Genomic DNA, 20127 nt, shown 5'->3' with positions numbered 1-20127 from the left:
CACCCAACTCGCGTTCCACCCGAAACGAAGGGGTGGGGGGGTTCGGAGAACGGCTCCCGTCGAACCGGACGAACCCGAAACGGTATCTGCCTGACAAACGGACAATTCGCGGACAGATCGCCGGATGCCCGGGGTTCGGGGTGCCGAGGTAACGGCCTTGAGTAACGGTCCCGGGTTTTCAGCCGCGCCTCGACGGCTCCGTCCTCCACCATTGGTTCCAGTGCACCGGATGCATCGGAATGAGTCGGTGCGTGTCGACCGTTGTTTATTCCGACGATTCCGTCTGTCGACTCTTCCGTCCTCCCACTGTCCAACTCGACCGATCCGACGCGACCGGATCGCATCCGACGACTTCGCTCGGTGACGGTGCGTTTCGAGTCCGGAGAGCAACACTTTAGTACCGCCTCTTCATCTGGTTCGACTGCATCAACTGGACATCGGTAAACACGAACTGTACCGGATGTCAACGTTTCAGGATGGAACGCGACGTACCTTGCCCTCTCACGGCGGTTTTCCACCTGAAACGGAGGGGTTCACATGGACGAAGGAGAGCACACACCACAGGCGGGCGAATCGGAGAACAGCGGCGGGGACATCGGCGACCCGTCCACGACAGACGAGGATCTCGACGACCCGCGTTCGAGTCCAGCGGACCCCGATCTCGACCCCGCCACTGAGGAACCCGATGGCTCGACCGAGCGTGCCGACCCTCCGAACGAGGATTCGAACGGTTCCCGACGCTCTCACTCCGACACCGACGTCGATGTGAACGCCGGCGCAGACGCCGATCCCGATGTCGGCGTCGACGTCGATACCGACGTTCCCGGCGACACCGACGTCGATGTCGGCAGCGGCGGCCGCGACCGCTCTTCTCCCGACGTCGATTTCGATGGGGTCGTCCTCGACGACGACGACGACGACAATCAGGGCCTGTTCGACGACCTCCTCTCGGGGGAACCGATCTTCGAGAACAAGGAAGTGCTCCGTCCCTCCTACACCCCCCACGAGCTCCCGCACCGAAACGATCAGATCAATCGGATGGCGACGATCCTCGTCTCGGCGCTCCGGGGCGAGACGCCCTCGAATATCCTTATTTACGGAAAGACGGGGACCGGCAAGACGGCGTCGGCGAAGTTCGTCTCTCAGGAGCTCGAGTCGACCTCACAGAAGTACGACGTCCCCTGCGAGGTCGAGTACATCAACTGCGAGGTGACCGACACGCAGTACCGGGTCCTCGCCCAGCTCGCCAACACCTTCATCGAAAAGAACCAGCGGGTCATCGCGGACCGCCTCGAGAACCACCGAGAGCTCAGCTCCGAGGCGGCCGACGACCCCGCGGTGCTCGCCGGGACCGAGTTCGCGACCATCGACGCCCTCGACGCGCGGATCGATGAACTCGAAGCCGACGCCGACGAGATGGAGGAGGTCCCGATGACCGGGTGGCCGACCGACCGGGTCTACTCGACGTTCTTCGAGGCGGTCGACTACCACGAGCGTGTGGTCGTGATCATGCTCGACGAGATCGACAAGCTCGTCGAGAAGAGCGGCGACGACACCCTGTATAACCTCTCGCGGATGAACTCCGAGCTCGACCGCTCACGGATCTCCATCATGGGGATCTCCAACGACTTGAAGTTCACCGACTTCCTCGACCCCCGCGTCAAGTCCAGCCTCGGCGAGGAGGAGATCGTGTTCCCACCGTACGACGCGAACCAGCTCCGCGACATCCTTCAGCACCGCGCCGATATCGCGTTCAAACAGGAGGCGCTCACGGACGACGTGATCCCGCTCTGCGCCGCGTTCGCCGCCCAAGAGCACGGCGACGCCCGCCGCGCCCTCGACCTCCTTCGAACCGCGGGAGAGCTCGCCGAGCGTTCGCAGGCCGAGATCGTCGCGGAGAAACACGTCCGGCAGGCGCAGGACAAGATCGAACTCGACCGGGTCGTCGAGGTCGTCCGGACGCTCCCGACGCAGAGCAAGATCGTCCTCTTCGCCGTGATCCTCTTGGAGAAGAACGGCGTTCACAACATCAACACCGGCGAGGTGTTCAACATCTACAAGCGCCTGTGCGAGGAGATCGACGCGGACGTGCTCACGCAGCGCCGCGTCACCGACCTCATCAGCGAACTCGACATGCTCGGGATCGTCAACGCCGTCGTCGTCTCGAAGGGCCGCTACGGGCGCACGAAAGAGATGGGCCTCTCGGTCCCCGTCGAGGAGACCGAGGCGGTGCTGCTGTCCGATTCCCGCCTCGGTGACATCGAGAACGCGCAGCCGTTCGTTCAGGCGCGGTTCGACAACTGACTCGCGCTCCCGCTATCGGCAGCGTCACTCGACCCGACCGCGCGTTTAGTTCGGTCGTTCAGGTCTCGTTCGCTGGTCCGAATTTCGGTTCCGATCCTTCTCACGCAGACGCGCTCGCGATCGACCCTCCACCCGAAACGACGGGGTCACCGACCGCCACCCGCCCACCGACCGCATCGAACTCGGTACCCGTCCCGCGCTCGTCGACCGCGCCGGGCTCCGCCGCGGCGGTCGTCGCGACCACGTCGCTCAGCTCCGCCTGACCGCTCGCGATCAGCCGCACGTATCCGAGATACGGGACGCGCACCCGCGCGACGCCGGTCACCCACTCGGCCTTGACCGGCGCCGCGAGTCCGTTCGCTTGGTCGTACGCGGCGTTGTTGTCGCCGAGCGTGATGAACCCGTCGTGAGGGGCCGGGCAGTGGCGGAGTTCGGTGCACCCCGCCGCGCTGTGATACTCGTCGTCGGCCCGGTCGTACCAGTTCTCCCCCTCCTCGACGTGAAACATCGCCCGGTGGATGATCGGCGAGGCGGTCCGTCCCGGCGGCCGGTATATCACCACCGACCCGTACGACCCGAACGTCCGGTAGTCGACGGTTCGGCCGTCCTCGTACGTCACCACCCCGACGTCGTTGTCCGCCTCGTCCGGCGCGAGCCGTCCGGGTTCCGTGACGAACACGAGGTCGCCCACCTCCATGTTGGGCTCCATGCTGCCGGACTCGACGGCCACCATCGGGGGCCACACGCCGCTGACTCCGAACAGGATCAACCCGATCACCAGCACGATCGCCACGCTGGAGAGCATCTCTCGAATCCACATCAGGACGCCTTCCCTGTCGTGCCGGAACCGATGGAGGAGGCTTTCCGTCTCGTTCCGTTCCGACCCGCCGCGACCTCGCTCCGCTCTCTCCTCGCGGTCCTCGATCCCGGGAAAATCGTGCCGTTCGGTCGACTCGTCTCCCTCGGACGCGTCGATCGGACCGGTCGTATCCGCCGGATCAGTCGGGTCAGACGCCTCGGCCGAATCGGTCGATTCGGACGGATCGACGGGATCAGTCGGATCGGACGAGTCGGCCGGATCGGCCGGGTCTCCCGAGTGGGCCGGACCGTCCGATTCCGGCTCGTCGCGCGGCCCTCGTTCCTCTCCGTCGTCGTCCGACGCTGCCCTTCGCTCGGCCGGATCGCCGTCGGTTCCCGGCCGATCCCCTTCGTCCATTACGTCCGGCTTGTCGGGTTTCGGTGATAAGCTTCCGGGTCACGGCTCCCGTCGGGTCGCGGGACGGCGGACCCGTCCTCCGGAACCGTTTTGGGTCGCACCCCCCTCTCGACTGTCGTGCCGCTGGAGTCGAACGCCCGGATCGTCAAGGAGCTCGCCAGACGGGGCTATAACGCGGAGCGAGAGGCGGTCACCCTCCTGGCGAGCGCTCCCGACTCCGCAGCCGCCCTCGAATCGGCCGTCGACCGCGCACCCGACGACGCCCTCCGGATCACCGCCGACCACGTCCGCACGGCGGTCGGTTCCGACGACGTCGCCGATTCCGAGATCACGACCGGCGCCGATGCTGACCCTGGCGCCAACGCCGCCCCAGGCGCCAACGCTGACCCTGGCGCCAACGCTGACTCCGGCGCCGCCGCTGACCGTCACGCCGACGCTGACCCCGGCGCCGACTCCGGAGCCCCGACCGGCTCGAACCCTGACTCAGCCCTTGATACGGGCCGATCTCCAGTCGAAACGGAGGGGTCCGGGGATGACGTTCGCACCGATTCGACCGACGGGCGCTCCGACCGCGACGCGGACCGCAGAGAGCTGGAGGTCGGCAACGACATGACGGGACGGAGCACCGGTACCGGCGAGTACGCCGACTTCGTCCGGACGTTTCGCGACCGGTACGAGCGTCTCTCGAAGGTCCTTCGGGGTCGCGTCAACCACCGGCCCGCCGAGGCGATCGCGGACATGCCCGGCGGCAGCGACGCCGCGATGATCGGGCTCGTCAACGATATCCGCTCGACGAAGTCCGGCCACTGGCTCGTCGAACTGGAGGACACCACCGGGACGTTCCCCGCGCTGGTGATGAAAGACAAGGGGCTCGCCGACGTCGTCGACGAGATCCTGATGGACGAGTGCGTCGCCGTCGAGGGGACGCTCGCTGACGACTCCGGAATCTTATTCGCCGACTCGCTGCACTTCCCGGACGTTCCCCGTACCCACAGAACCGGGGCGGCCGACCGCCACGTCCAGGCCGCGCTGATCTCCGACGTCCACGTCGGCAGCGACGAGTTCATGGCCGACGCCTGGCACCGCTTCACCGACTGGCTCCACACGCCCGAGGCCGAGCCGGTCGAGTACATCCTTCTCGCCGGCGACATGGTCGAGGGGGTCGGCGTCTATCCCGATCAGGACGAGGAGCTGGAGATCGTCGACATCTACGATCAGTACGAGGCGTTCTCGGAGCACCTCAAGGAGGTGCCGGCGGACACCGAGGTCGTGATGATCCCGGGGAACCACGACGCGGTCAGGCTCGCCGAGCCCCAGCCCGGGTTCAACGACGAGATCCGCGACATCATGGACGTCCACGACGCGCAGATCGTCTCGAACCCGGCCACCGTCAGCGTCGAAGGCGTCGACGTACTGATGTACCACGGCGTCTCGCTCGACGAGGTGATCGCGGAGCTCCCCGAGGAGAAGGCGAGCTACGACGAGCCGCACAAGGCGATGTACCAACTGCTGAAGAAGCGCCACGTCGCCCCGCAGTTCGGCGGCCACACCCGCGTCGCCCCGGAGGAGCGCGACTACCTCGTCATCGAGAACGTCCCCGACGTGTTCCACACCGGGCACGTCCACAAGCTCGGCTGGGGGAAGTACCACAACGTCCTCGCCGTCAACTCCGGCTGCTGGCAGGCGCAGACCGACTTTCAGAAATCCGTCAACATCGACCCCGACGCCGGCTACGCGCCGATCCTCGACCTCGACACCCTAGAGATGACCGTTCGAAAGTTCTCGTAGCCGTCGCTGCCTCCGTATCGGGTCCGACCGGTCCGACGGCTGAAGTCGGATACCGCCGCCACACCCGCCCGTGACGTGACCGTCGCCCGCGGCGCACTGGGCGGGAGCGCGACGCACCGCCGCGGGGCCGTTCCGTTTCGACTCCGTCGCCCGTTCGCCGTTCGAACCCTCCTCGCCCGCCGACTCCGCGGTCTACCGGTCGATCTCGACCCGACCGCTCGTCGCGCTGTTGAGCCGTTCGACCAGTTCGTCGACCTCGGCCACCGGAACGCGGAGATCGAACCGCACGCGCTCTTCGTAGTCGGCGTCGAACGCGACGCCGGAGGACTCGATCACGCCCCGAACGGTCCCCGAGTCGTCGTACCCCGTCTCCACGACCAGCCGCCGGTGCGGCCGCTCCTCGACGACCCCGGCCGCGTCGACGCCTTCCTTCACCGCCCGCGAGTAGGCTCGCGCGAGCCCCCCGACCCCGAGGTTCGTCCCGCCGTAGTAGCGGGTCACCACGGCGACGGCGTTGCGGATCTCGCGCTGCTGGAGCACGTTGAGCGCCGGCTTCCCGGCCGACCCGGAGGGCTCCCCGTCGTCGGAGGAGTACTCCCGGAGCATGGGCTCGCGCCCGGGCGTCCGCTCGGACGCCTCGCCCGCGGGCACCCGGTACGCCGGCACGTTGTGGGTCGCGTCGCCGTACTCCGCTCCGACGCGCTCGATGAACTCCTCGGCCTCCTCGACCGTGTCCACCGGGGCGACGTGGCCGAGGAACTCCGAGCCCCGGACCTCGAACGTCGCCGTCGCGGGCTCCGCGACGGTCAGGTACGTCNNGAGCGCGAGGAACGCGGCGACGCCGACGAGCTCCGCCCCCTTCGCGACGATAGCCAGCGGGTCGCCCGCGATCGCCGAGCCGGCCGCGGCGCCGTGCCAGCCGACGTAGCCGAGGAGGAACGCCGCGAGGGTCCCGGCGCCGAGCGCGTACAGCCGCCGGTACTCGGGCGCGCGCAGCGTCGCGACCGCGACGGCGACCGTGAACGCCCCGCCGAGCAGGAACACGTAGGGGCGCGGATCGCCCTGACCGCCCAGCCGCGGCCACGCCCACAGCAGGTGGACCGCGGCGCTCAGCATCGCGGCCTGCACCGCGACCGCCCGAACGACCCGTTTCCTCGGGGCGTCGCGGGCGTCGTACCCGCCGGGGTTCGAGGGGTCGGCGGAAGGACCGTCGTCCGGTTCCGGCTCCGGCGCCGATCCGGTCTCTCCCTCCGACGTCGACGCGCTCATCGGCTCACTCCCACGGGCGGTTCCCGGGGGCGTCCGGCCACAGCGGGTACCAGTACGACTCGTCGTCCTCCAAGCCGAGCTCCCCGTCGAGGACGGACTGGAGCTTGAACTCGACCTGCTGGTTCCGGTCGCTCGTCCCCTTCGGCGAGAACGGGTAGTACGCGCCGCGCCGGAACGAGTAGATCCAGTAGGCGTCGACGTCGCCGCGCTCGAAGCCGAAGACGGCGGCGAGCAGTCTGGACCCGAACCCCTCCTCGATGAACTGATCGGCCGCGAAGTGGACGCTCGTCACGAGGTCCTCCGGGTCGTCGTCCTCAAGGACGAACCACTGGTAGCCGTGGTCGTCCTCGTGGCGGTGGAACCCCGTCCCCGTCTCGATCTCGCCGGCCTCCAGGATGGCCTCGACGGTCTCGACGGCGTCGTCGAAGCGGGTGCTATCCACGCCGGAGAAACACAGCGCGGCCTCCCCGCAGTGGTCGTAGCCGAGGTCCGCCTCCATCGTCATGTACGCGGTCGACATCCCGAAGAGGTCCTCCGGGTCGGCCTCGCGGGTCGCGTCCGTCTCGGCGCTCGTCCCGAGCACGGCGCGGATCGTGTCGAAGATGCCCATTTATGAGTGAATCTTAGGCGACGCGGGGTTTAGGAGGTTTGTGTCGCGTCCGGCGACCGGCGTGGGTCACTCCCCCTCGTTCTCCGCGACGTAGTCGAGGTACCCGAGGACGCCCCGGACGTTCAGGCTCGCGTTGGCGCGGGCGCGCTCCGGGTTCCAGAACTCGACGTCTCGCTCCGCCGCCGCCTCGAAGTGCTCGACGACCGCGTCGTCGTCGCCGAGTTCCTCGCGCTTCTCGCGGATCGCCTCCACCCACTCCACGTACGCGCGCTTGATCTCGCCGGTCAGCTTCGGCTCGTATTTGCGGGGGCCGAAGTGCCCGAAACAGAGGACGTCCGGTTCGAGCCCCTCTATCGTCCGGACGTCGGCGAGGCACTGGTCGAGGTCGAACTGCGGGGGGGGCGTCGTCGGCTCGATCCCGTCGACCGCGGGGACGTAGATCCCGGCCGCGTCGGCGGTGAAGACGACGTCGGCGTCGGGGTCGTGGTAGATCGCGTGGTGGGGGGCGTGCCCCGGCGCCTCGTGAACGACCAGCTCGCGGTCCCCGAGGTCGATCCGGTCGCCCTCCGCGAGCCCCGAGATCCGGCCTTCGGGAACCGGCTCGGGGTCGTCGTAGTACCGCCACTGGTCTTCCACCGCGGACTTCGTCCCGGCGACGAGCGCCTCCGGGTCGACGAGGTGTCGCACTCCCTTCTCCGGCACGACGACCTCCGCGCTCGGGTAGCGCTCGGCGAGGTGACCCGCCCCGCCGGCGTGGTCGAGGTGGGCGTGGGTCGGCAGGATCCACGCGAGCTCCTCGCGGTCGATCCCGACCTCGGCTATCGTCTCGTACAGCGCCTCGCGGTTCGCGCCGGTGCCGGTGTCGATCACGATCGGGCGATCGGCGTCGTACACGTACACGGCCCCGTACTCGTCGGTGTCGAACATCCCGGTGTCGTGGACGTACAGGTCCGGTACCCCACGAACCGGCTCGTACTCGCCTGCGTGCATGTCCCAACGAGCACCGCGCGGGCCCTTCTAGGGATCGGTCCCGGCGACCGAGGGGCCCGCCGCCCCCGAACCCGGACGCGAATCGCCGTGACCGGTGCTTATAGTCCTCCCGCCCGAGTGATCGGTATGCGCGTGCTCGTCACCGGCGCCACGGGATTCGTCGGTACCAGGCTCGTCCCGACGCTCCTCGACCGCGGCCACGACGTCGTCGCCCTGGTCCGCGACGCCGACGGCTACGCTCCGCCCCCCGGGGTCCACGTCGTCGAGGGCGACCTCCTGGAGCCCGACACCCTCCCGCCGGCGTTCGAGATCGACGGCGACCCGGTCGACGCCGCCTACTACCTCGTCCACTCCATGGACGGCGGTCCCGGCTACGAGGAACGCGACCGCAACTGCGCGACCAACTTCGTCGAGGCGGCGTCGGCCGCGGGCGTCGACCGCGTGATCTACCTCGGCGGCCTCGGGGAGGACCGCGAAGAGCTCTCCGAACACCTCCGATCCCGCCGCGAGGTGGAGCGGATCCTCGAGACGGGCGACCCGGCGCTGACCACCTTGCGGGCGGCCATCATTATCGGTGCCGGGAGCGCGAGCTTCGACGTCATCCACGGGCTCGCGAGCCGGCTCCCGGTGATGACGACGCCGAAGTGGGTCGACACGCTCTGTCAGCCGATCGCGATCGACGACGTCGTCGGCTACCTCACCGGCGTCCTCGAAGCCCCGGAAACGCGAGACGACACGTTCGAGATCGGGGGGCCAGACGTCTTGACCTACGCCGAGATACTCCGCCGAACCCGCCGACAGCTCGGGCACAGGCTGTGGATCATCCGCGTGCCGGTGTTGAGCCCGGAGCTATCGGCGAAGTGGCTCCGACTGGTGACCGACGTGAACCCCTACCTGGCTCGCTCGCTCGTCGAGGGACTCCGCAACACCGTGATCGTCGAGGACGACCGGATTCGCGACCTCGTGCCGATCGAACAGACGCCCTTCGAGGTCGCCGTCGCGAGGGCGATCGACCGCCCCCGCCGCGGCGACCCGACCGAAGCGGTCTCGGCGACCGACGTCGAGGTCGAACCGTGAGCCGGAACTACGGCGAGACGTGGGTGTACGAGAGCCTCGTCGGCGGGATTCCCGGCCTGGGGATCTCCCGTACGCTCGCCGTCGCGATCCAGTTCCTCCTGTTTCAGATCGGCGTCCTCGCGCTCGGCTGGTACTACGGGCTGTGGGACGCGGTCCTCGCGGGGACGGTGGCCGTCCTCGTCGCGGCGATCGGAAGCGTCGAGATGCACCGACTCGGCGCCGCTAACCGCCGCCTCTCGACGCCTCCCGAGCACAAGCGGCTGCTGTTCGGGTCGAGTATCGAGATCGTTCTCGGCGTGCTCGCGTTCATCGCGCTGCTCACGTACGTGATCGCGTGGGACGGGACGCTGATCGAGCGCCTGTTCGGTCCCAATCCGCCGATCCCGGTGGTGTACCTCACCCTGTTGATCCTGTGGGACCTCACCTACCGGATCGGTACGTCATGGTGGAGCGCGGTCGTCGCCCTCTGGCGGGCGGTGAACGTCGATCTCTCCCCGAGCGAGGCCTCGCGGGTCAGACGTCTCGACGCGGAGAACATCGGATTCTCGGCGCTCCAACTGGTGCTCGTCCCGTTCCTGCTCGAGGAACCGATCCTGCTCGGCGCCGTCGTCGGTCACGTCCTCGCGGTCGCGATCGTCTGCTCGGCCGCGATCGCGTTGACCTGACCGATCGGTCCCCTCCGAGAGCCGCCGCGCTCACGGATTTCGGTCTCGGAGGCGCTCGGCCTCGCTACTCGTCGGTCCCGCCGCTCGCCGGTTCCGCCGCTCGTCGGCTCGCTACTCTGCGGTCATTGGTTCAGAAGGAAGTCGACGGATCCGCAGAAACGCGGTCCGAGTCGCCGTCTCACTCGCCCTGCAGCTCCTGGAACTTGTCGAGGAGTGCCTCCGCGGAGTCGCCGGAGTCGTACGTGAGCGATCCGGAGTACTCCGGCCGCTCGGCGTCGAAGTCGGCGTCGACTTCGCTGGTCTTCTTCTCGCGCCGCTCGTGTTCGGCCTCGTCATAGGCACCCATTGACATGGTACACCATACCTTAGATATAATCGTTGATATATGTGTCGGTGAATTGTCTGTTCATCGAAACGATAACGACGACGCGGCCGGGCGGCGTCGCATTCGCGCCACCGGAAGCGATTAGACCCGGCGACCGGTAGCACCGCCGTGGCACAACCGCTCCGATTCAGGCGCGCTCCCGGTCGGTGGAGCGCCGACCGGGTCCGCTCGCAGCTCGAGCGGCCGCTCGACGACAACCTCGGAGCGACCGCGAGCGACCCGTGGTTCAGCCCTCCGCCCGGGTACGACGCGCGGCGGTTCGACATGGACGACGGCTCGTTCGCCCTGTTCTGCTGGACCGACGACGACGGCGACCCGCCCGCGGGGGCGAGCGGCGGCCCGACCGGATACTGGATCGGCAACACCGAGACGCCCAGCGAGCTGTGGCGCACGGACAAGTACGCCTTCGACGAGGTCCCGTACCCGGTCTCGCGGTGGGTCCAGCGGGAGCTGCTCGCGGCGCTGCACGACGACGAGCCGTGGCTCGCGGCGTACCCGCACGTCTCGTGGTACTTCCTCCCCGTGTTCTGCTCGAAGGACGGCGCGGAGACGACGCGGGCGTTCTTCCGCGACCACGCGGCCGGGTTCCCGGACGCGACGCGCGAAGAGGGAACCGGGTTCGTCGAGGAGACGCTCCGGCCGGGAATCCTCGACGACTACCGCGAGACGATGGCGGGCAAGCTGGGCACGTCGGCGTCCCTCGACCTCGTGCGGATGAGCGCGACGATGGCGGAGTTCACCGCGGCGCGGATCCTCAGCGAGTCCGGCTACGACGTGACCCCCGAGATCGAGGTGACGACCGGACACTCGCTCGACTTCCGCGCGACCGATCCGGACACCGGGCGCTCGTTTCTCGTCGAGGTGACGCGGCCGCAGCCCGCCTCGAACCGGTCCGCGAGCGGCCCCGTCGCGGCGGTCCGCGACACCGCCGAGACGAAGACGAGCGGCCAGCTAGAGGCGCACGGCGGGGGCGTCACGCTGCTCGTCGACTGCACCTCGTTCCCCGCGGACGACTGGGCCGCGGTCCGGGGCGCCGAGCCGGACGTCCGGCACCGCCCGGCGGTCGTCCTTCGTGCGCGCCCGAACGGGCGCGTGGAGGGATACAGGAAGGGATCGGTGCCGATCGACCTGTCGCCGGCGATCGACTGGGTGTAGCGTCGGCTGGTGTGGCGTCGGATCGTCTCCGCCACGCGCCGCACACCCGCCACGCGCCGGACACGATGTGAACGTCACCGTCGGCGACGCTCGCGGCGCTGGCGACGCGGCAGCGGCGGAAAAATGACCCCGGTCTGCGGCCCCGTTCAGAACGAGACCGGCGACGGCCCGTCCTCGGCGTCGGTCGTCGGGTCGCGGTCCGAGTAGAACCGGCGACCGACTCCGCGGTGACAGACACCGGCGCGGAGCGTGGTGAACACGTCTTCCGCGTCGTCGAACGTCTGCTCTCCGAACCGCTCTAGCACGTCACCGAGACGCTCGGATCCCTCCGCGAGCTCTACGGTCGCGTTCCCGTGGGCCGCGATCAGTTCCTCCGAGGTCGTCGGATATTGGTGCCGTTCGAGTCGGTCGTCGACGCCGTTCAAGCGCATCATCAGGTGGAAATCCCCGATGGTTCTTAATGATTGTCCATGCACAACCTTAGTCGAGGATATCTAATTATATTTCCTTATATTGGTGTGCGTTCACAGGCGACTATCGTCGGCGCTTAGTACGGGGGTCGACGAACGGGACTCATGGACACGGACCGGATCGTCGCCGACCTCCACGCGCACACCACCGTCTCGGACGGCACCATGACGGTCGCGGAGCTCGCGGCGACCGCCGCTGACGCGGGCCTCGACTGCGTCGCCGTCACCGACCACGACCGGGTCCACCCCGACCTCGACGCGCCCGTCGTCGAGCGCGAGGGGCTCCTCGTCGTTCGAGGGATCGAACTGCGCGTCGACGCCGGCTTCGAGCGGCTCGATCTGCTCGGGTACGCGGTCGACCGCACCGCGGCGCTCGACGCCGAGACCGGTCGGCTGCAGGCGGACCGGCAGCGCCGCGGGGCCGCGATCCTCGACGCGGTGGAGGAGCGGCTCGACGTCGACCTCGGCGTCGAGCCTCGCCCCGGCCTCGGGCGACCGCACATCGCCCGCGCCATCGAGGAGTCGGCGGCCCCGTACGACTACGCGGGCGCCTTCGACGAGCTGATCGGGAACGACGGGCCCTGCTACGTCGCCCGCGAGGTGACCGGGCTGGAGCGCGGCGTCGAGCTCCTCCGGGACGCGTGTGCGTTCGTCGGGCTCGCGCACCCCTTCCGGTACGACGACGTCGACGCCGCGCTCGACGTCGCCCGCGAGCTGGACGCGGTGGAGCGGTTCTACCCGTACGGCCGCCCGGTCGACGACGCGCGGGTCGAGCGGGTCGCCGCGGAGAGCGACCTCCTCCTGACGGGCGGGAGCGACGCTCACAAGCGGACCCTCGCCGAGGCGGGGCTGACCGCGGAGGCGTTCGAGCCCGTCCGCGACCGGCTGCCCGACCCGCCCGCGAAGGGGACCGGATCCCTCCCGATCGACGAACAAGATTAAGCCCGACGCCGATAGAGTAGCGACTATGCGGTGTCACTACTGCGACCGAGAGGCCACGTACGAGGCCGAGCAGAGCGGCGTGGTCGTCGGCCTCTGCGAGGAGCACTTCAAGGAACGCGTCGAGGAGCTCGCGGAGTCGGACGAGCTCGCGTCGCTCCGCGACCGGATCGACGTCGAGTCGTCGGAGTAGAGCCCCTCCTCGTCGTCTTCGGCCGACCTCCCGCATCTCCCGCGTCGACTCGCCGCGGACGGATCATAAAAGACCGCCCGGAGCCAACGCTCCGGTATGCACCCCACCGACCGGCCGCGGCGGCTCCGGACCGACGGCGTCCGTCCGCTCGTCAGCGAGCACTCGCTGTCTGCGTCGGACCTCGTCGCGCCCGTCTTCGTCGACGCGACGACCGACGAGCGCGTCCCGATCGAGACGATGCCGGGCCACGAGCGCGTCCCCGTGAGCGAGGCCGTCGACCGCGTCGAGGAAGTCCGCGAGACCGGCGTCGAGGCCGTGATCCTCTTCGGGGTCCCCGAGTCGAAAGACCCCGAGGGGAGCCGGGCGTACGCCGAAGACGGGGTCGTCCAGCGCGCTATCCGCCGTATCGCCGCCGAGACCGACGCCTACGTCATCGGTGACGTCTGCCTCTGCGAGTACACCGACCACGGCCACTGCGGGGTGATCGAGGCGGCGGCGGAGACGGATCCGACGCTCACCGTAAAGAACGACGAGACGCTGGAACTGCTCGCGGAGACCGCCGTCTCGCAGGCCGACGCGGGCGCGGACATGGTCGCGCCCTCCGCGATGACGGACGGGCAGGTGCGGGCGATCCGCGAGGCGCTCGACAGGGCCGGCCACGAGGACGTGGCGATCATGAGCTACGCCGTCAAGTACGAGTCGTCGTTCTACGGCCCCTTCCGCGACGCGGCCGACGGGGCGCCCGCCTTCGGCGACCGCCGCCACTACCAGATGGACCCCGCGAACCGCCGCGAGGCGCTCCGCGAGGCCCGGATCGACGCTGAGGAGGGCGCGGACGTGCTGATGGTGAAACCCGGGCTCCCGTACCTCGACGTCGTCGCCGACCTCCGGCGGGAGTTCGAACACCCCGTCGCCGCGTACAACGTCTCCGGCGAGTACGCGATGCTACACGCCGCCGCCGAGAAGGGGTGGCTCGATCTGGAGGCGACCGCCCACGAGTCGCTGCTGTCGCTCAAGCGCGCGGGCGCCGACCTGATCGTCACGTACTTCGCCGAGGACCTGGCTGATCGCTTATAAACCGAAGCGGACGGAGATCGGCGCCCTTAGCGATCGTTCATCTCGGTGCGTGCCTCGGGGCGCCCTGATAAGGGTGCGAGGAGCCCAACGAGATGCGCGAGTCCTCGCGACTGGTGGGTTTTGGAGGTGTTCGCCGTCGATCTACCAGTAGCGATTCATAAGTGATCGATCGAGATCCCGCGGTCGTTCACACCACCTGCTCGCCGTCGTCGTCGTACACCTCGATGGCGTCGACCGGGCAGACCCGCGCCGCGAACTTCGCGTCGAACTCCTCGCCGTCGGGCACCTCGACCACGAACACGTCCTCCTCCTCTTCTTCGCTCCCCCGCAGGTCGGCTTTCCCGTCGTTCAGGTTCTTCTCGAAGGCGTCCCACTCGGCGACGCACTGATACATCCCGACGCAGGTGTCGCGGTCGAACTTCACGCGCATGCCTCCCACTTCGGCGACGCGGTACAAAGCGCTGGCGACGAGCGGCGTGGCCCGCTGCCGAGTCGAATTCGAAGCAAATCACCGGTAACTGCCCCTTTGAGTCTCCCCGACCGCGACCGCTCTCCGAAATCGATTGTCGCCGCCGATTTCTCACAGCCCGACCGTCCTTTTTAAGCCTCGCAGGCACCCATCGCCGCGTATGACTACGGTCTGGCTCGTCGACCGGCAGTTCGACTCGAAGGGGCTCGTGCGGCTCACTTACGCCACTGAGGACGGCGAGCGGATGCACACGAAGGAACTCGCCGAACAGCGGCTCGTCACGGGCGACGGGATCACCGCCGGCCGCGAGGTCGACGAGAGCGCGCTCGGGGAGAGCCCCGACGAAGAGGCCGAGCGGTTCGCCGCGGAGGCCTCGCGGATGGCCGCCGAGCACGACCTCGACGACGTGGTGTGAGTCCCGAGGCGGGCGACGCGGCGTAGCGCGCGCCCCTACAACCGAGGCCGTTAAGGGGGAACCGCGGGAAGGTGAGCGTGAAATGCCCAGTGGTGAGTACGACCCCGAGACCGTCGAGCCGCGGTGGCAGCGGCGATGGGTCGACGAGGAGACGTACGCCTACCCCGACGACGACCCGGTCGACCCGAACACCGTCTTCTCCATCGACACCCCCCCGCCGACGGTATCGGGGAGCCTCCACATGGGTCACCTGTACGGGTTCACCCTCCAGGACTTCGTCGCGCGCTTCGAGCGCATGAACGGCGGCGAGACGTTCTTCCCGTTCGGCTACGACGACAACGGCATCGCCTCCGAGCGGCTGACCGAGGACGAGCTCGACATCCGCCATCAAGACTTCGAGCGCCGCGAGTTCCAGGCGAAGTGCCGCGAGGTCTGTGCTGACTACGAGGAGCAGTTCACCGAGAACGTCCAGTCGCTCGGCGTCTCCGTCGACTGGGACCACACCTACCAGACGATCGAGCCGCGCGTCCAGCGCGTCTCCCAGCTGTCGTTCGTCGACCTGTACGACCAGGGCCGCGAGTACCGCGAGAAGGCCCCCGCGATCTGGTGTCCCGAGTGCGAGACCGCGATCTCGCAGGTCGAGACGGAGGACGACGAGCAGGCCAGCCACTTCAACGACATCGCCTTCCCCGTGGCCGGGGATGACGGGACCGCCGACGGCCTCGAGGAGTTCGTCATCTCGACGACGCGACCCGAGCTCCTCCCGGCCTGCGTCGCGGTCTTCGTCCACCCCGACGACGAGGCGAATCAGAACCTCGTCGGCGAGTCCGCCGAGGTCCCGCTGTTCGGCCACGAAGTGCCGATCATCGCCGACGAGCGCGTCGACATGGAGACCGGCTCCGGCATCGTGATGTGCTGTACGTTCGGCGACCAGAACGACATCGAGTGGTACCAGGTCCACGATCTGGACCTCCGCGTCGCCATCGACGAGTCCGGCCACATGACCGACGTCGCCGAGGGGTACGAGGGGATGCACTCCTCGAAGGCTGCCGAGGCCATCGTCGAGGACCTCGACGAGGCGGGCGCGCTGCTCGACCGCCGCGACATCACGCACACCGTCAACGTCCACGAGCGCTGCGGGACGAGCGTCGAGTTCCTCGTCACCGAGCAGTGGTACATCGAGATGCTCGACAAGACCGACGAGTACCTCGAGATCGGGCGGGAGATGGAGTGGTCCCCCGAAAAGATGTTCACCCGGTACGAGCACTGGGTCGAGGGGCTCCAGTGGGACTGGCTCATCTCTCGCCAGCGCTCCTCAGGCATTCCGTTCCCGGTGTGGTACTGCGAGGACTGCGGCGAGGTCGTCGTCGCCGAGAAGGCCGACCTCCCCGTCGACCCCCTCTCGGACGATCCGCCGGTCGACGCCTGCCCCGAGTGCGGGCACGACGCGTTCGAACCCGAGGACGACGTGCTCGACACGTGGGCCACCTCCAGCCTGACGCCGCTGATCAACGCCGGCTGGGACTGGGACGAGGAGGCCGAGGAGTTCACCATGGAGCACCCGGAGCTGTACCGGTTCGACCTCCGGCCGCAGGGCCACGACATCATCAGTTTCTGGCTGTTCCACACGCTGGTGAAGTGCTACGAGCACACCGGCGAGGTCCCGTTCGAGGAGACGATGATCAACGGTCACGTCCTCGACGAGAACCGCGAGAAGATGTCGAAGTCCGTCGGCAACGTCGTCGAGCCCGAGGAAGTGCTCGCGGAGTTCCCCGTCGACGCCACGCGCTACTGGGCCGCCGGCACCGCCGTCGGCGACGACTTCCCGTTCAAGCAGAAGGACCTCCGCGCGGGCGAGAAGCTGATCCGGAAGCTGTGGAACGCCTCGAAGCTCGTCGAGTCGCTGGCGCCGGAGCCGTACCCGGACGCGCCGGCCGACGAGGAACTCCGCGAGCTCGACCGCTGGCTGCTCGCCGAGCTCGACGACCGGGTCGAGCGGCTCACCGAGCTGTTCGAGGACCGCGCGTTCTCGAAGGCCCGCGACGAGCTCCGGAGCTTCTTCTGGAACACGTTCTGCGACGACTACCTCGAGATCGCCAAGCAGCGCGAGGACGCCGCCGCGGCGTACACCCTCAGGACGGCGCACCGCCGGTTCCTGAAGCTGTTCGCGCCCCTGCTCGCGCACGTGACGGAGGAGCTCTGGCACGACATGTACGCGGACGGAGCGAGCGACCCCGACGCGGTCGACGCGCCGATCGCCGACGGCGCGCGCGACTCGATCCACCTCGCCGACTGGCCCGAGCCGCTCGGCTTGGAAGCGGACCACGAGGCCGGCGCGGCGGCCACGGCCGTCGTCGGCGTCCTCCGGAAGTACAAGAGCGAGAACCAGCTCCCGCTGAACGCGGAGCTCGACGCCGTCGAGGTGTACGCGGACGTTCGCGGTTTCGAGGACGACATCACGGGCGTGATGCACGTCGCCGACCTGACGGTCCACCCCGACGAGGACGCACCGGTCGAGACGGTGATCACCGGGATCGACCTCGACTACGCGACCGTGGGCCCCAAGTACGGGAACCAAGTCGGCGACATCGAGGCCGCCATCGCGCGGGAGGAGTACGAGATCGACGGCGACGAGCTCCGCGTCGCCGGCGTCACGCTCGTCGGCGACGAGTTCTCGATCGAGGAACAGCGACAGTACCGAGGCGACGGAGAGCTGCTCGAGGCCGACGACGTCGTCGTCATCGTCCGCGCCGAGGCGTAAGCCGACCGCCGCCCGTCGACACCGTCTTCTACAGGTCCGCCCCGACCGCGTCGTCGACTGAGTCGAAGCCGTCTCGGTCGAGCAGTTCGAGCAGTCCCTCGTTGATGTCGCGGGCGAGGCTCGGTCCCTCGTACACGAGTCCCGTGTACAGCTGCACGAGCGAGGCCCCGGCGCGTATCTTCTCGTACGCCTCCGCCGCGTCAGCGACCCCGCCGACCCCGATCACGGGGACGTCGGTTCGCTCGGCGACGAACCGGATCCGGTCGGTGGCGAGGTCCTCGATGGGTTTCCCGGAGAGGCCGCCGCGTTCGGCGCGGTTCGGGCTCTCCAACGATTCCGGCCGAGAGGTCGTGGTGTTGGTCGCGATGACCCCGTCGAGACCGAGGTCGTCGACGACCCCGAGTGCGTCCCCGACCGCGGGCTCCGGCAGGTCCGGCGAGAGCTTCACGAGGAGGGGACTCGCGCCCGCGTCCGCGAGCCCGCCGAGTATCTCCTCTAACGCCTCGCGGTTCTGCAGCTCCCGAAGCCTGGGCGTGTTCGGACTCGAGACGTTGACGACGAAGTAGTCGCCCGCGTCCGCGACGCGCTCGTACGTGTACAGGTAGTCGTCCGGCGCGTCCGCGAGCGGCGTCGACTTCGACTTCCCGATGTTGATCCCGACCGGCACGTCGGGCATCGGATCCCGGTCGAGCCGGGCGCCCACGGCGTCCGCGCCCTCGTTGTTGAATCCCATCCGGTTTATCAGCGCCTCGTCTTCGCGGAGTCGGAACAGTCGCGGCCGCGGGTTCCCCGGCTGTCGCTCGGCCGTCACGCCGCCGACCTCGACGTGGCCGAACCCGAGCGACGCGAGCGCGCGCGGCACCTCCGCGTTCTTGTCGAACCCGGCGGCCACGCCGATCGGGTTCGGAAACTCGTTTCCGAACGCCTCGACCCGCAGCCGCGGGTCGTCGACGACGTACCGCTCGCGCAGTGCGGTCTCGACCGGAGTCCCCTGTACAGTCCGCAACAACCGGTGTGTCATCCCGTGTGCCGTCTCCGCCGGCAGACCGAATAGGGCCGGCTTCAACAGGTCGTACGCGCCCATCGTTTCCACCTCGTTACGAGCGGGCATCAATCCGCCGACCGACGGGCGGTCGCCCGCGCGTCGCACGCCGGCGTCGCGGTCGCTCGCGGCGGCGAGTCGGCGGCCCGGGCGAAGGCCGAAAACGAGATCCGGTTCAGAAGTCGTGCTCGAGTTGCTCGGGATTTGAATCTGCCTTCTGGATGATTATCTTCCCGTCTCGGACCCGCACGAACACCTCGTCGCCGATCTCCATGCCGGCGACGGCGAGCTCGTCCTCGTGGAGATTCACGTGGACGTTGTGGTACTCCCCCTCGTCGTCCTTGGCGCCACTGGGGCTGAGCTTCTTTTTACGGACCATCGCGGTTGTACTGGTCGCACTTCGCCATAGCAGACACATAAGTGTTGTTTACCCGAATCCGCACTCCACGGGCCCACCGGGCGGTCCGAGACCCTCATTCGGTGCCCTCGGTTCGCTCTTTCGTCGCCTCGCAGTCGCCCGCGCCAGCCGCGCACGGACGGTCGGTTTGTGTTACCCTTCGTCCCGCCGTTCAGAATCGTTCGATTTTGACCGGCCAAAACCGCTAGCCCGGACGGAGTTAATATAAAAATCTTTTGCCGATCAGCTTTCATTTACCCGATATATTTATTACACACTGTGTGTTGGATTCGCATGGAGCACAAACCATGGTACGTGAAGACGGTAAGCGAAACTTCGCCCTTCGAGAGGAAGACGGATCGGAACCGAGCGAGTTCTCTGGGAACATGCCCCGTCAGGCCGCGCTCAAAGCGGCCCGAACGCTCGAGCCGGCTCCCTCCGAGGAGGAGGCGGAGCGAACCACGCTCCGTCTCCGTGAGAAAGGCACAAAAAAGGTCCACGAGTACGAGGGCTGGGCCTGGAAGGATAGCGCCCCCGAGGTCGACGAGGCGGACGACGAATTCTGGCTCAACGACCTCGACGACATCACGAAGGCCAACGTCTCGAAGCAAGGAATTGAGTACATCGACGAGGAGTAACTGCCGGGGCCGTTCGACCTTTTTTGATACCGTCTCGCGTAGCTGTGGGTTCGTTCACAGTTCCCCGGCATGAAACCGCATGACGTGGCGTCGATGCTTCGACGGGGTTAAATACAACCCGGGCATCGTGACTAATGCGAAGAACGCATCCGCGAACTCGGGCCGTTCAACTCGGCCCGGTTTCGCTGGACTTGGAACGCTTCGATGGGTTTATGTCCCCTCGAAGGGTACAATCAAGTCCGCGAAGATGAGGATTTCGCCCCCTGC

20 protein-coding genes are annotated in these 20127 nt (G+C 68.0%); 11 read left to right on the top strand and 9 right to left on the bottom strand.

The genetic code is table 11. The features are described from left to right. Window positions 1-537 precede the first annotated feature (537 nt). Window positions 538-2304 carry a Cdc6/Cdc18 family protein gene (locus DJ81_RS14740; RefSeq protein WP_094590332.1) on the top strand — a complete coding sequence of 589 codons (1767 nt, stop codon included), beginning with the start codon at window positions 538-540 and terminating at the stop codon, window positions 2302-2304. A gap of 100 nt (window positions 2305-2404) precedes the next feature. Here DJ81_RS14740 and DJ81_RS19345 read toward each other — a convergent pair whose 3' ends face one another. Next, window positions 2405-3520: a S26 family signal peptidase gene (locus DJ81_RS19345; RefSeq protein WP_170938338.1), complete on the bottom strand. Its 1116-nt coding sequence runs from the start codon at window positions 3518-3520 to the stop codon at window positions 2405-2407. A 117-nt stretch (window positions 3521-3637) separates the two neighbouring features. On the opposite strand from DJ81_RS19345, the gene DJ81_RS14730 reads away from it, so the two are divergent. Then, the gene (locus tag DJ81_RS14730; RefSeq protein ID WP_094590330.1) at window positions 3638-5308 is read left to right on the top strand and encodes a DNA-directed DNA polymerase II small subunit; all 1671 of its coding nucleotides are present in this window, start codon (window positions 3638-3640) and stop codon (window positions 5306-5308) included. A 192-nt stretch (window positions 5309-5500) separates the two neighbouring features. Here the strand turns inward: DJ81_RS14730 and DJ81_RS14725 are convergent, their stop codons facing one another. The 3 genes from DJ81_RS14725 to DJ81_RS14715 form a co-directional block, all read right to left on the bottom strand. After that, the gene (locus DJ81_RS14725; protein WP_094590334.1) at window positions 5501-6178 is read right to left on the bottom strand and encodes a YigZ family protein; all 678 of its coding nucleotides are present in this window, start codon (window positions 6176-6178) and stop codon (window positions 5501-5503) included. Between the two features lie 403 nt (window positions 6179-6581). Next, window positions 6582-7187 carry a hypothetical protein gene (locus tag DJ81_RS14720; protein ID WP_094524129.1) on the bottom strand — a complete coding sequence of 202 codons (606 nt, stop codon included), beginning with the start codon at window positions 7185-7187 and terminating at the stop codon, window positions 6582-6584. A 66-nt stretch (window positions 7188-7253) separates the two neighbouring features. Continuing rightward, window positions 7254-8177, bottom strand: coding sequence for an MBL fold metallo-hydrolase (locus DJ81_RS14715; protein WP_094590328.1), 924 nt, complete (start codon window positions 8175-8177; stop codon window positions 7254-7256). A 126-nt stretch (window positions 8178-8303) separates the two neighbouring features. On the opposite strand from DJ81_RS14715, the gene DJ81_RS14710 reads away from it, so the two are divergent. Further along, window positions 8304-9254, top strand: a complete 951-nt coding sequence (locus DJ81_RS14710; RefSeq protein ID WP_094524127.1) for an NAD(P)H-binding protein — start codon at window positions 8304-8306, stop codon at window positions 9252-9254. After that, window positions 9251-9919, top strand: a complete 669-nt coding sequence (locus tag DJ81_RS14705) for a hypothetical protein (RefSeq protein WP_094524126.1) — start codon at window positions 9251-9253, stop codon at window positions 9917-9919. Before DJ81_RS14710 ends, DJ81_RS14705 begins: the two co-directional genes overlap by 4 nt. A gap of 178 nt (window positions 9920-10097) precedes the next feature. Here the strand turns inward: DJ81_RS14705 and DJ81_RS19340 are convergent, their stop codons facing one another. Beyond that, on the bottom strand, window positions 10098-10265 hold the full coding sequence (locus DJ81_RS19340; protein WP_170938337.1) for a DUF5786 family protein: 168 nt from the start codon (window positions 10263-10265) through the stop codon (window positions 10098-10100). A gap of 147 nt (window positions 10266-10412) precedes the next feature. On the opposite strand from DJ81_RS19340, the gene DJ81_RS14700 reads away from it, so the two are divergent. After that, entirely contained in the window at window positions 10413-11459 is a 1047-nt protein-coding gene (locus tag DJ81_RS14700; RefSeq protein ID WP_094557792.1) for a DUF5784 family protein, read from the top strand. Window positions 11460-11605: 146 nt separating this feature from the next. On the opposite strand, the gene DJ81_RS14695 is transcribed toward DJ81_RS14700, so the two are convergent. Beyond that, window positions 11606-11890: a DUF2795 domain-containing protein gene (locus DJ81_RS14695; protein ID WP_094524133.1), complete on the bottom strand. Its 285-nt coding sequence runs from the start codon at window positions 11888-11890 to the stop codon at window positions 11606-11608. Window positions 11891-12034: 144 nt separating this feature from the next. Between DJ81_RS14695 and DJ81_RS14690 the strand changes: the two genes are divergently transcribed. The 3 genes from DJ81_RS14690 to hemB all read left to right on the top strand — a co-directional run bounded on the left by DJ81_RS14690 (window position 12035) and on the right by hemB (window position 14138). Beyond that, on the top strand, window positions 12035-12871 hold the full coding sequence (locus DJ81_RS14690) for a PHP domain-containing protein (RefSeq protein ID WP_094590326.1): 837 nt from the start codon (window positions 12035-12037) through the stop codon (window positions 12869-12871). A 25-nt stretch (window positions 12872-12896) separates the two neighbouring features. Then, window positions 12897-13061, top strand: coding sequence for a DUF6757 family protein (locus DJ81_RS19335; RefSeq protein WP_170938336.1), 165 nt, complete (start codon window positions 12897-12899; stop codon window positions 13059-13061). Window positions 13062-13157: 96 nt separating this feature from the next. Further along, complete coding sequence (gene hemB / locus DJ81_RS14685) at window positions 13158-14138, top strand: porphobilinogen synthase (protein ID WP_094524123.1); 981 nt, start codon at window positions 13158-13160, stop codon at window positions 14136-14138. A 187-nt stretch (window positions 14139-14325) separates the two neighbouring features. Here the strand turns inward: hemB and DJ81_RS14680 are convergent, their stop codons facing one another. After that, entirely contained in the window at window positions 14326-14568 is a 243-nt protein-coding gene (locus DJ81_RS14680; RefSeq protein WP_094524122.1) for a ferredoxin, read from the bottom strand. 199 nt (window positions 14569-14767) lie between these two features. Between DJ81_RS14680 and DJ81_RS14675 the strand changes: the two genes are divergently transcribed. Continuing rightward, window positions 14768-15022, top strand: a complete 255-nt coding sequence (locus tag DJ81_RS14675; protein WP_094524121.1) for a hypothetical protein — start codon at window positions 14768-14770, stop codon at window positions 15020-15022. 82 nt (window positions 15023-15104) lie between these two features. Beyond that, window positions 15105-17783, top strand: a complete 2679-nt coding sequence (locus tag DJ81_RS14670) for a valine--tRNA ligase (protein WP_094590324.1) — start codon at window positions 15105-15107, stop codon at window positions 17781-17783. Window positions 17784-17811: 28 nt separating this feature from the next. Here the strand turns inward: DJ81_RS14670 and DJ81_RS14665 are convergent, their stop codons facing one another. Then, entirely contained in the window at window positions 17812-18867 is a 1056-nt protein-coding gene (locus DJ81_RS14665) for a quinone-dependent dihydroorotate dehydrogenase (RefSeq protein ID WP_094590322.1), read from the bottom strand. 133 nt (window positions 18868-19000) lie between these two features. Beyond that, on the bottom strand, window positions 19001-19204 hold the full coding sequence (locus tag DJ81_RS14660) for a hypothetical protein (RefSeq protein ID WP_092564125.1): 204 nt from the start codon (window positions 19202-19204) through the stop codon (window positions 19001-19003). A 326-nt stretch (window positions 19205-19530) separates the two neighbouring features. On the opposite strand from DJ81_RS14660, the gene DJ81_RS14655 reads away from it, so the two are divergent. After that, window positions 19531-19860, top strand: a complete 330-nt coding sequence (locus DJ81_RS14655; RefSeq protein WP_094524118.1) for a non-histone chromosomal MC1 family protein — start codon at window positions 19531-19533, stop codon at window positions 19858-19860. Window positions 19861-20127: the final 267 nt, after the last annotated feature.

This window comes from Halorubrum sp. Hd13, assembly GCF_002252755.1.
GTDB lineage: Archaea > Halobacteriota > Halobacteria > Halobacteriales > Haloferacaceae > Halorubrum.
Note: the sequence above shows the minus strand (reverse complement) of the source record. Positions and strands in the feature narration are given on the sequence as shown.

Excerpts from the sequence above, each read along its gene's own strand:
- DJ81_RS14740 (WP_094590332.1), top strand. The coding sequence starts at position 538 with ATGGACGAAGGAGAGCACACACCACAGGCGGGCGAATCGGAGAACAGC.
- DJ81_RS19345 (WP_170938338.1), bottom strand. The coding sequence starts at position 3,520 with ATGGACGAAGGGGATCGGCCGGGAACCGACGGCGATCCGGCCGAGCGA.
- DJ81_RS14720 (WP_094524129.1), bottom strand. The coding sequence starts at position 7,187 with ATGGGCATCTTCGACACGATCCGCGCCGTGCTCGGGACGAGCGCCGAG.
- DJ81_RS14715 (WP_094590328.1), bottom strand. The coding sequence starts at position 8,177 with ATGCACGCAGGCGAGTACGAGCCGGTTCGTGGGGTACCGGACCTGTAC.
- DJ81_RS14710 (WP_094524127.1), top strand. The coding sequence starts at position 8,304 with ATGCGCGTGCTCGTCACCGGCGCCACGGGATTCGTCGGTACCAGGCTC.
- DJ81_RS19340 (WP_170938337.1), bottom strand. The coding sequence starts at position 10,265 with ATGGGTGCCTATGACGAGGCCGAACACGAGCGGCGCGAGAAGAAGACC.
- DJ81_RS14695 (WP_094524133.1), bottom strand. The coding sequence starts at position 11,890 with ATGCGCTTGAACGGCGTCGACGACCGACTCGAACGGCACCAATATCCG.
- DJ81_RS14690 (WP_094590326.1), top strand. The coding sequence starts at position 12,035 with ATGGACACGGACCGGATCGTCGCCGACCTCCACGCGCACACCACCGTC.
- DJ81_RS19335 (WP_170938336.1), top strand. The coding sequence starts at position 12,897 with ATGCGGTGTCACTACTGCGACCGAGAGGCCACGTACGAGGCCGAGCAG.
- hemB (WP_094524123.1), top strand. The coding sequence starts at position 13,158 with ATGCACCCCACCGACCGGCCGCGGCGGCTCCGGACCGACGGCGTCCGT.
- DJ81_RS14680 (WP_094524122.1), bottom strand. The coding sequence starts at position 14,568 with ATGCGCGTGAAGTTCGACCGCGACACCTGCGTCGGGATGTATCAGTGC.
- DJ81_RS14675 (WP_094524121.1), top strand. The coding sequence starts at position 14,768 with ATGACTACGGTCTGGCTCGTCGACCGGCAGTTCGACTCGAAGGGGCTC.
- DJ81_RS14670 (WP_094590324.1), top strand. The coding sequence starts at position 15,105 with ATGCCCAGTGGTGAGTACGACCCCGAGACCGTCGAGCCGCGGTGGCAG.
- DJ81_RS14665 (WP_094590322.1), bottom strand. The coding sequence starts at position 18,867 with ATGGGCGCGTACGACCTGTTGAAGCCGGCCCTATTCGGTCTGCCGGCG.
- DJ81_RS14660 (WP_092564125.1), bottom strand. The coding sequence starts at position 19,204 with ATGGTCCGTAAAAAGAAGCTCAGCCCCAGTGGCGCCAAGGACGACGAG.
- DJ81_RS14655 (WP_094524118.1), top strand. The coding sequence starts at position 19,531 with ATGGTACGTGAAGACGGTAAGCGAAACTTCGCCCTTCGAGAGGAAGAC.